Source organism: Actinophytocola sp., assembly GCF_035634895.1.
Taxonomy (GTDB): Bacteria; Actinomycetota; Actinomycetes; order Mycobacteriales; family Pseudonocardiaceae; genus Actinophytocola.
The window spans coordinates 1-10,479 of record NZ_DASQCC010000029.1 but is presented as its reverse complement, the minus strand read 5'-3'; the positions used below and the strand labels follow the sequence as shown (position 1 = coordinate 10,479).

Here is a 10,479-nt window from a genome sequence, read left to right as displayed (position 1 = left end):
CACCGGACCCGCCGGCGTTGATCGGCTGCGCGCGGACCTCGCCCGTACACCCGGCAACCTGCCGCCGCTGCTGAAGCTGGTCGACGACGGCTTCCCGGTTGGCGATCCGCGCCGCCGACTGGGCGTCCGGACTGGCCTGCTGCCCGGCGATGAAGTTGAGGTTGTTCTGCAACGCGGTGTCCAGCCCCTGGCAGGACTCCGCGGCCGAGGCCTCGTCGTTACCCCCACCGAACGCGACCACCGCGACGGCCACCCCGGCGAGCCCGAGCACCGCCGCGAGCCCGATTGTCCTGCGCCTGCCATGCCGGCCGCCGCTTCCGAACAGGGACATACACCACTCCTCCGGTCCTACCTGCTGTCAGCAATGGACACGAACAGATAACGAGAGTGGTTCAAACCAATTCAGGACCGGATGCGCTCACGCCACGCGACCGTCCGGCTACTCGCGTGGCGCTGGCACTACCGCACCCGGTACGCGCGGATCACCGTCTCCGTCACCGCGTTGCCCGACGCGTCGGCCGCGGTCGCGCGGAGGCTGGCGAAGCCGGTGCCGCCCGGCAGGTTCACCCGCCACCGGTCACCGTCCCTGGCCACCGGGGCCGGTTGCCAGGTCGCGCCGTCGTCGAACGAGTACTCCACCAACAGCCGCCGGACCGGCGGCCGGGGCGTCGCGCCCTCCTGGTGGACGGCCGACACGAAGCCGGTCACCCCCGCGGCCGGGGCCGAGTTGTGGCCGTCGAGCGGCAGGTGCCACCGGATGTCGAGCAGCGGCAACGCCTTCCGCTCGCGCGACACCGCCGCCTGGAACGTCCACTCCGCACTCGTGCGCACGGCCAGCGGCCACCCCGGGTCGGTGTTGGCCGCCTCGCTGCTCAGCGTGTACCGGCCCGGGCCGGCCGGGACGTCGAACACACCGCGGCCCGGGACGTCGTTGCGGCCGATCTCCCTGCCGTCACGGGAGAGCACGGTCGTGCCGACGTTCGTGCCGTCCACCATGGTGAACGTCGACGGGTCCGCGCTGCCGAACATCGGCACCTCGAACGTCAGCTTGTCGCCCTGCCGGTATGCCCACGGCAGGGGCTTCCCGGTCTGCTCGTCCGGCCGCGGCCGGGCGAGCTCGGGGCCGAACGGTGCGCAGTACAGGCACATCGCGTGCCGCTCGCCGGCCTTCGTCCGGACCGGCGACGTGATCTCGTAGCCGGTCTGGTCGAACGTCACCGGGTCGTACCCGACCGCGGTGAAGCTCTGCCAGGTGAACCCGGGCGAGAGGTAGTCGGTCCGCGTCTGCGGCCACCGCGTCGGCACGTCGAAGCCGGCGGCGAGGAGGTCCGACTCCGCGCTCACGCTGACCCGCCGGAGCTCGTCGGCCGGCCGCGACGACGCGAACGTGCCGTCCACCCGCCCCATCCTCGACCTCTCGAAGCGGAACGCGTAGCCGTCCGGCACGTGCCCGCGGACGACGGCGCCGTTGAAGTACGCGTACGGGCTGTCCCGCCTGCCGTCCACCCGCACCTCGACCGTCCCCTGCGCGAGACTCGCCCGCAGCCGGTCGACCTCGCGCCGGTCGTACACCTGCACGACCGGCAGGACGCTCAGGTCCTCGATGTAGTTGAGCGACAGGACGACCTGTGCGCCGTGCTCCTTCAGCAGCCGGATCCGCCGGTTCAGCTCGTCCTGTCCCGGCGGGCCCACGGTCGCCAGCAGCGGCACCTTCCCGTGCAGGTCACCGGGGTCACCGGCGCCGGCGCCGACGTCGACGAGCGGCCCGGTGACGCTGCCGACCCAACCGGCCGTGGACTGCTCGAGTGCGTCGCGGAGCTCGTAGCCGTGCGTGCCGAGCACCGTCACCGCCGTCCACGGCCGCTGCCACTGGCTGACGTGCCCGAACGCGACACCGGGGATCTCCGGGCTGCCCACCGCGTACAGGGGCACCGTCGGGCCGCCGCCGAGCAGCACGGCGCCCCCGCCGAGCCCGTCCTCTCCGGCCACGGTGGACACCACGCCGGTGCCGCCGGCGAAGAGGTCCGGCCGCGCGGTCGGGTCGTCCACCGACACCGTGACCGGCTTGGCGTTCGCGGTCGACACCGTTATCTCGGTGTCCCTTCCGACGTCCGTGGCGGGCACGGCGAAGGTGGTGACCGCGTCCATCCGCCAGCCGCCGTCCAGCACCTGGCCGACGACGCGGTACCGCCCGGCCGGGACCTCCGGCGCGAACACGCCGTCCGCCACGATGGACGTGTGGACCTCGCCGGTGGTCTCGTTCTGCACGAGCACGTTCGCGACGCCGGGGTTGCCCTGCCGGTCGAACACCCGGACCGTGAAGGTGTGCGTCTCGCCGGCGAGCGTGACGGACACGGGCGTGGTCAGCCGGACGGCACCGCCGCGTGCGGTGACGGTGCCGACGAACTGGCCTGCCTGCCCCTTCCCCGGCGTGACCTTCAGCGACAGCCCGGCACTGCCCTTGGCCGGGACCGTCAACCTCCTGGCGCTCAACGCGAACAGCCCGGCGGGCGCGGCCGAACCGTCGCGGTGGCGCAGGTCCGCGGCCACGGACAGCGTCACCGGCCGGTCGCCGTCGTTGCGGTAGACCACGCCGGTCTCGGTCGCCTCGCCCGTGGCGAGCGTGATCGCCGCCGGCTCCACCCGCGCCTGCTGCCTGACCGCGCGGGCGACGTCCACGAGGCCGGCACCCTGGCCGAACGGGTTCACACCGTCGATGGGCCTGGCGCTGCCGACGAGCGCGGCCTTGAGCTGGTCGCCCCGCCAGTCCGGATGCTGCCCGGCCACGATCGCCGCCGCGCCGGCCACATGGGGGCTGGCCATCGAGGTGCCGGAGAGCTTCGCGTAGTGGTCGCCGACGGACGAGGCGGCGAGCGTGCCGGCGGCCCTCGCGGCCACGATGTCCGAGCCGGGACCGGCGATCTCCGGCTTCATCCCGTTGTCTCCCATCCGCGGGCCCCGGCTGGAGAAGCTGCTCAGCTCGCCGGACTTGGTCACGCTCGCCACCGCGAGGGCCCGGTCGGCGACGGCGGGCGTGGTCACCGTCGCGTCCGCGCCGAAGTTGCCGGCGGCCACGACGAACAACGCGCCGGAGGACTCGCTGATCGCGTCGAGTGCGGTGGCCATCGGGTCGGTGCCGTCGCCGAGGTGGCCGCCGAGGCTCATGTTGACGACGCGGGCGCCGTTGTCGGCCGCCCACTGCATGCCCGCGATGATGCCCGACTCGCTGCCCGAGCCGTGCTCGTCCAGCACCTTGCCGATCAGCAGCCGCGCGCCGGGAGCCATGCCCCGGTAGCGGCCGCCCGACGCGGCGCCGCTGCCGGCGATCGTGGAGGCGACGTGGGTGCCGTGCCCGTTGTGGTCGACCGTGTCGGCGTCGCGGGAGAAGTTCTCGGCGGCGTCGACCCTGCCGGCGAGGTCGGGGTGGGTGGCGTCGATGCCGGTGTCGAGCACGGCGACCTTGACGCCGTCGGCCCGGTAGCCGGCCTGCCACGCCTGGGGCGCGCCGGTCATCGGGACACTCTGGTCGAGGGTGGCCTGGACCTTCGCGTCGAGCCAGATCCTGGTGCCGGCGGCGTGGCCGTAGAAGTCCGCGGCCGTCGCCTTCGGCACGGCGAGGCCGAGCATGCCGACCTGGCCGAGGTTCCTGGTGACCGTCGCCGCCGCCGGCACGGCCGGGCGCGCGCCGCGGGGCGCTTCGACGATCACCGGCACCGACGAGGTGTGCCGGTCGTCGTAGCCCTGCCGGACGAGCCCGGTGACGTCGAAGAGCCGCTCGTCGACGCGGTCCTCGGCGAGTGCCCTGGCGGCGTCCATGGGGATGACGTAGTCGTGGCCGTCGCGGGTGTTCCGCCAGTACCGCACGGCCCGCCGGCTCGGGGCCATGGCCACCGAGACGACCCGGTCACCGCGGACCGTGACCCGGTCGCCGGTGACCAGCGTGACCGTGCCGGCGGGTCCGCCGCGCGGGGCCGCCGGCACGGCGCCGGGCGCGGCGACGGCGCCGGGCACCGGCGGGAGGGCCAGCACCGCCGCCGTGGCGAGCAGGGCGAAGCGAGGTCTACGCAAGCTGCGCTCCCGACTTCCGAGTGGGGTTGACCTCTGTTACACGCCGCAGCCCCGCGGAAAGTTGTCGGGCGGCCTCGAACTCCCGGTCAGTGACGCAAGCTCTCGATGACCGCCGTGCGCAGCGACTCGACGGCGTGGTCGCGGGCGCCCGTGAGCGCCGGGTCCGTGACCTGCGCCGCGACCACCGGCACCCGACGTGGCGCGGCGGCGAGGTGCTCGTCGATGTCGTCCACCAGCCCCGGCCCCCACTCGCCGCCGATCACCGCGAGCTCGGGGTCGGCGAGGCACACGGCGGCGAGCAGCGCACCGCTCACCGCCCCGGCCAGCACGGCCCGGGTCGCCGGCGTGGCGGCGCGGACGGCGCCGGCGTCGATGGCGGTGGACGACGGGTGCCGCAGCCCGAGGGAGCCGAACACCTCGATGAGCGGCATGGCCACGCCGTCCGGGCCGGCGGTGCAGACATGGGCGATCTCGCCGGCGAGTCCCTGGTGCCCGCGCCGGACCTCACCGTCGCTGACCACCGCGCAGCCGAGACCGTCGCCGAGGTGGAGGTAGACGAAGTCGCCGGCGTCCGTGGCGCGCCCGGACGCCCGCTCCGCCCGCGCGGACCAGTTGACGTCATTGTCCACCAGCACCGGACCGCGGACCAGCGGCCGCAGCACCGCGACCGGATCCAGCTCCCCCACCAGGAAGGGCGAGTCCGGCAGCCGCACGAGGACGCCGGTCCAGCGGTCGACCGGGTCCGCGGCGCTCACCACCGCGACCCTCGGCACCCCGGCGCCGGCAACCTTCCGCACGACCCTGGTGAGGGCCCGTGCGGTCCTGGCCTCGCCGGCGGACCGGTCCAGCGGGACGGCCGCCCGGGCGACCACCGATCCGAACGCGTCGACCGCCTCCCCGGTCACCCCCGACGGCGCGATCGCGACGGCCAACGCCACGCCGACGTCGGCGAGCGAGTAGTACGAGCCCACCCGGCCGCGGCCGGTCGTGCGCTCACCCGTGTCCACGAGCAGGCCGGCCGCGGTCAGGCGGCGCACGCTGTCGGAGATGGTGGGTTTCGAGATCCCCGTCGCGGCCGAGATCTCCGCGCGGGTCGCACGTTCGCCGCGCATCAGGGTGCGCAGCACGTGCTCGTCGGTCATCGACCGCAACAGCTCCAGGCTCGGCTTGGCCGTGTCCATGCCGCGCATTCTAGTAAGGAGTCTTGCCTGGACGCGTGGTCACGGGTTACCGTCGTTTTCTAGTTAGGAGTCCTCACCAAAGGTGGCTGACATGACCGCGACCCTGCCCCACTGGGAGACCACGCCGACCGACCTGCCGGCGGCGATCCGCACCGTCAAGGCCGCGTTGCGTGCGCGCGTCGAGGCGTCCGGACGGCGGATCGACGAGGTGTTCGCCGTGGTGGAGCGGCGGATCGCCGCTCGGGTGGCCGAGATCGACGCCGACCTGGCCGCCGGGGAGAGCGTCTGGCCGGTCATCGACTACGCGGACATCGAGCGGGGCACGGTCACGCCCGCCGCGCTCGACAAGCTCAGGCGCCGTGGCTGCCTCGTGGTGCGCGGCCACTTCGAGCGGTCCCAGGCCCTCGGCTGGGACGCGGGCATCCTGGACTACGTCGAGCGCAACCACTTCTTCGAGAACTACCGCGGGCCGGGCGACGACTTCTTCGGCACCGTCGACTCGAAGCCGGAGATCTACCCCGTCTACTGGTCGCACGCCCAGATGCAGGCCCGCCAGAGCGCGCGGATGGCCCGCGTCCAGACGTTCCTGAACTCCTTGTGGCGTCACGAGTCCGACGGCGTGGAGTGGTTCGACCCCACCCGCGACGCGCTCTACCCCGACCGCATCCGCCGACGCCCGCCCGGCACCGACTCCGGCGGGCTCGGCACCCACCTCGACCCCGGCACCCTCGACCTCTGGATGACCCGCGAGTACCAGTCCGCCTTCCGGCACCTCTTCGACGGCGACGTCGAGTCCTACGACCCGTGGGACGCCGCCCACCGCACCACCGGTCCGCAGTTCCCGGGCTCCACCATGTGCTCGGCGTTCCGCACGTTCCAGGGCTGGACGGCGCTCTCCGACATGGCGAACACACAGGGCGTCCTGCACACCGTCCCCATCCCGGAGGCCATGGCCTACCTGATGTTGCGGCCCCTGCTGCGCGACGTGCCCGACGACGACATGTGCGGTGTGACCGTCAACCAGGTGTTCCCCGCCAGCGAGAAGTGGCATCCCGTGCTCGTGGGGGCGCGGACCGCGATCCCGGACGTCCGGGCCGGCGACTCCGTCTGGTGGCACTGCGACATGATCCACGGCGTCGCCTCGGTCACCGGCCAGCGCGGTTGGGGCAACGTCATGTACATCCCGGCGGCGCCGTGGTGCCCACGCAACGAGCGGTACGCCGAGCACGTGCGCGATGCGTTCCTGACCGGCTCGAGCCCGAGCGACTTCCCCGCCGAGCACTACGAGCGCGACTGGGCCGGCCGGTTCACCGAAGCCGACCTCAACGACACCGGGCGGCGCGGCATGGGGTTCTCATCGTGAGATGCCGGGCAGCTCCTCGTTGAGCTGCCGCAGGCTCGCGGCGATGCCGTGGCACTCGGGGCAGCCCACGACGTGTGCGCTGATGCGCCGCATCTTCTGGTCGGTGAACCGGCCGCGGACCCACCCCGCCAGGTCGCACACCATCCCCCGGCAGCTTTCGCGTGCCTCGGCCGGGACGTGCTGGTCCAGGTAGGCCTGGCGCAGTCCCTCGCGGGCCCGGTAGGCCAGCGCGGCGACACCGTTCGCGGTCATGCCGAGCGACTTCGCGACCGCGGCCGGGGTCTCCTCCTCGATCTCGGTGCGCCACAGCACCAGTCGCCACCGTTCGGGCAGGCTCGCGAACGCCTCGGCCGCCAGCGCCGCGTGCAGCCGGCTGCCCACCACGGCCTCCGGGCTCGTGGTCGGACCGACCTCCGGCACCTCGGCCACCGGGGACACGGCGCCGTCGCGGCGCCGCCAGCTGATCATGACGTTGCGCATCGTGGTCAGGAGGTACGCGCGGAACTCGTCGTCCGGACCTCCGCCGGCCCGCAGCACGCGCAGCAGGCGCACGAACGCCTCCGCGACCAGGTCCTCACGCTCGGCCGCCGTCGCCGTGAGGGCGGCCGCCGCACGGGTGGCCGCGGTCAGGTGACGTCTGTAGAGCACGCCGAACGCCGCGACGTCACCGCGTCGCACGGCAGCGGTCAGCTCCGCGTCACTCACACTGGCAACGTCGCCAGCGCCGGCCACGACGTGGTGCATTGACACCTCCCCAGAACGTGCATCTGCACGTGCAAACCTAATACTCGATGCACGAACCAACGAGCCGCCGGGTGCGAAGTTGCTACTAAAAGGTTCAAATTTCACTCGGATGAGCCGTTTGGCCCAGAGCGGTCCACCGAAACGGCGATTACTCGGAGTCACGCTTGTCGAGCGCACGCGCGACCTCGACGGCGCCGTCGACGCAGGCCTCGAGGTCGAGCGCCTCGGGCCAGCCACTGTAGAAGATGCGTAGCTCCCGGTCCTCGACCTCGACCAGTTCCACGCAGATCGCGAGTTCGGCCAGCCTTCTGGCGACCGGCTCGGCGAACCGCCTGCGGAACCGCCACCTCGCCCGCACCGGTAGATGCTCGTGCCGCAGCCGGACGAAGATCGTGGTGTGCCGGCCGACCCCCTCGCCGTCGGGCTGGGTGTAGCACGAGACGCCGACCTCGTACCCCGCCGAGCGACCGACGGCGAGGATCGCGCCGGCGAACCGCGGACTGGCGGGCAGCGTCCACTCGCCGGTGAACGCCGCGGGGTTCGTCGCGCTCTGGCCTGCGTTGCGCGTGGTCCAGGCGGAGACGGCCACGGTGGCCTCCTGCCACCGGCGCATGTCCCGCCGCTGACCGGCCGACGCCATGAACGCGACGAACCCCCCGGCGGCGGCCGAGGCGGCGACGGCCGGCACGAGCACGAGCGGGGCGAGTCCCATCAGCAGACCGATGACGAGGACGGTCAGCGCCGAGCCGCCGACGAGCAGCCCGCCCGCCGCCGCCTTGTCCGTGTCCCCGGACTGCCCGCCCATGGTCACCCTTCGAAACAGGAAGCATCCATTCTGTCACCCAGGCAGGTGCACACGGAATCACTCGGCCAGGCAAGCCACGCCCGATCCGGCAAATATCCGGGGTGAATGCGGCCCGGTGCGTGACCGGGCGGCTCCCGGTCGCCTACCGCCGCGCCGCCGGCCGCGGACGCCGACCCGTGAGCGCCGCCGTGAGCGCCGCGGTGATGTCGCGCGTCCGGGTGCGGTCGCGGAGCAGGTCGGTGCTGTCGGCGAACTGGTCGACGGCCCCGGTGAACGGCAGCGCACGGAGGTCGGTCAGGCCCGCCGCGAGCGCCTCCGCGAAGCGTTCCGCGTGCAGGACCTGGTAGGGCCGGTCGTGGAACGGCCTGGTGCCGGTGTCGAGCGGCTCGGTCAGCCCGAGCTCGTTGTGCAGCCGGGCGACGGCCGAGTACGCGGTCGCGAGGTGGCGTTCCCGGTCATGCCAGGCGGTGGCCGCGAGCGCGGCGGTCAGCGCCGGCGCGGTCACACACCCGAGCCGTGCGAACGCGCTGCCGAGCCACTTGCCGTACGGCGGGTAGCGCCGGTGCATGAGCAGGCTCAGCCGCATCAGGTCACGGACCTGACGGGCCGCGACGACCGCCGAGCCCAGCTCGTCCCCCACCTCACCGCAGCGCCCGACGAACCCCTCCTCCTGCGACAGGCGCCGCCACTGACAGGCGAGGACATACCGCCACACCTCGTCCGGGTACCAGGTCAGCCGCGCACGGGCGGGCGCCAGCTCACCCAGCCCGTCGTGGAAGACCGCACCCGCTGTCGCCTCGGCCAGGGTCTGCGTCGGCGTGGACAGCCAGTCGACGGCGGTGACCTCGCCGCGCGGGTCGAACCCGAGGTGGGCGGCGAACCACGCGTCGAGGCTGGTCACGTCCACCCGGTGGAACACCGGGCCGTCGGTGAGCGCCATGACACGCACGTGCTCGTCGCCGGTCGACGCGAAGTTCGTCGGGTAGCCGTGGAACGTCTTCGGCAGCTCGTCCCGGAGCACACCGGCGAGCCCCAGGTCGACGTCGTGCGGGCGCAGGAACAGTTGCAGGCGCGGCCCCCATTCGTGGTCGGCGGAGCGCGCGGTGTCGAACCCGAGCACCTCCGAGCCCGCGCCGATCCGGGCGGCGGTGTGCGGCAGATCCCCGAAACGCGCCGTGATGACCGGCCGTACCGCTTCCTCGTAGAAGCGGCGCGACAGCTCCAGCCCCGGGACGAAGTCCATGGCGGCCATGCTGTCCGACCGGCCCGGGACACCGCGACCGGTTTGGGCCGGGGTACGGACGCTCCGGACGAAACCGCCGAGTCCGGGCAGCGCCGCCCCGTCGACCCGGTCCACCCGCTGAGCGTCCCACCGAGGAGTCAATCGGATTCTGCGGCGGCCGGGCGACGCGCTCCGGCCATCTCCGGTCAGGCCGGGGCTCCGCTGCCAAGATTGGGGCATGAGCATCGTGAAGATCAACGCGCTGACGGTCCCGGCGGAAATGCGGGAGACGCTCGAACAGCGGTTCGCGTCCCGCGCCGGCATGGTGGAGAGCTCCGACGGCTTCGAGTGGTTCGAACTGCTCCGCCCGATCGAGGGCACCGACCAGTACCTCGTCTACACCCGCTGGCGCAGCGAGGAGGACTTCGAGACGTGGATGAGGTCCTCGATGGAGAACGCCCACCGCGCCGGGGGCCGGCCGGCGGCCGCGGACTCGCAGGCGTGGACGTTCGAGGTCATCCAGCAGGCGGCCCCGAAGGCCGGCTAGTGGATTCGAACATCTGAGCGTAACGTGGACGTCTCGGCGACCACTGGGGGATCGGATGAGTCGAGACACGCTGTATGTCACCAACGGGAACTCCGGCACCATCTCCGTGTTCGCGATCGAGGCCGGCGGTGTGCTGGAGCCGGTGGCCTCGACCGAGACGCCGGACGGGCCGCGCGGCATCGTGTTCACCGGCGGTGTCGCGCATGTGGTGAACAGCGGGGTGCACCAGGTCTCGACGTACCGGGCCGGGCCGCGTGGTGAGCTGACGCCGCTGGGCCGGGCGGTCCGCACGGACGAGGACCCGTTCGGCATCGCCGCCTCACCGCACGGCGACGCGGTGTACGTGACCAGCCTCGGACACCGGACGGTGGCGGCGTTCCCGGTGCGCGACGACGGCACCCTAGTGTCCCGCGCCGGAAATCAGGCAACTAATTCGGCGGCCCAGCTTCCTGCTGGCGGCGTTGCCGGTTCGCCCAAGTACGACCCAGTACGAGGACGAACCGGCGCCTTGCCAGCAGAAACCCGGATCCACCGACTTGATCACCGCAT

Annotated in this window: 8 protein-coding genes and 1 pseudogene; 3 read left to right on the top strand and 6 right to left on the bottom strand. The window is 72.9% G+C overall.

What is annotated here, in order from left to right; all coding sequences use genetic code 11:
• The 3 genes and pseudogenes from VET29_RS04660 to VET29_RS04650 form a co-directional block, all read right to left on the bottom strand.
• Positions 1-331: pseudogene (locus VET29_RS04660) on the bottom strand (hypothetical protein); the annotation flags it as partial.
• 128 nt (positions 332-459) lie between these two features.
• Entirely contained in the window at positions 460-4,068 is a 3,609-nt protein-coding gene (locus VET29_RS04655; protein WP_324915057.1) for a S8 family serine peptidase, read from the bottom strand.
• A gap of 86 nt (positions 4,069-4,154) precedes the next feature.
• Positions 4,155-5,249, bottom strand: coding sequence for an ROK family transcriptional regulator (locus tag VET29_RS04650; protein ID WP_324915055.1), 1,095 nt, complete (start codon positions 5,247-5,249; stop codon positions 4,155-4,157).
• A 91-nt stretch (positions 5,250-5,340) separates the two neighbouring features.
• On the opposite strand from VET29_RS04650, the gene VET29_RS04645 reads away from it, so the two are divergent.
• Positions 5,341-6,612 (top strand): DUF1479 domain-containing protein, encoded by a 1,272-nt coding sequence (locus VET29_RS04645; RefSeq protein WP_324915053.1) that lies wholly within the window; start codon positions 5,341-5,343, stop codon positions 6,610-6,612.
• Here VET29_RS04645 and VET29_RS04640 read toward each other — a convergent pair.
• The 3 genes from VET29_RS04640 to VET29_RS04630 all read right to left on the bottom strand — a co-directional run bounded on the left by VET29_RS04640 (position 6,604) and on the right by VET29_RS04630 (position 9,404).
• Positions 6,604-7,317, bottom strand: coding sequence for a sigma-70 family RNA polymerase sigma factor (locus tag VET29_RS04640; protein WP_324915051.1), 714 nt, complete (start codon positions 7,315-7,317; stop codon positions 6,604-6,606). The two genes, VET29_RS04645 and VET29_RS04640, sit on opposite strands and share 9 nt — an antisense overlap.
• Before the next feature lie 187 nt (positions 7,318-7,504).
• Positions 7,505-8,161 carry a hypothetical protein gene (locus VET29_RS04635; protein ID WP_324915050.1) on the bottom strand — a complete coding sequence of 219 codons (657 nt, stop codon included), beginning with the start codon at positions 8,159-8,161 and terminating at the stop codon, positions 7,505-7,507.
• A gap of 142 nt (positions 8,162-8,303) precedes the next feature.
• Positions 8,304-9,404, bottom strand: coding sequence for a DUF4037 domain-containing protein (locus tag VET29_RS04630; RefSeq protein WP_324915048.1), 1,101 nt, complete (start codon positions 9,402-9,404; stop codon positions 8,304-8,306).
• A 217-nt stretch (positions 9,405-9,621) separates the two neighbouring features.
• Here VET29_RS04630 and VET29_RS04625 point away from each other — a divergent pair, with 217 nt between their 5' ends.
• Together VET29_RS04625 and VET29_RS04620 are read left to right on the top strand one after the other, a co-directional pair.
• On the top strand, positions 9,622-9,930 hold the full coding sequence (locus VET29_RS04625; protein ID WP_324915045.1) for an antibiotic biosynthesis monooxygenase: 309 nt from the start codon (positions 9,622-9,624) through the stop codon (positions 9,928-9,930).
• Positions 9,931-9,985: 55 nt separating this feature from the next.
• Positions 9,986-10,479: beta-propeller fold lactonase family protein (locus VET29_RS04620; protein ID WP_324915043.1), on the top strand; the 494-nt coding region annotated here is incomplete at its 3' end.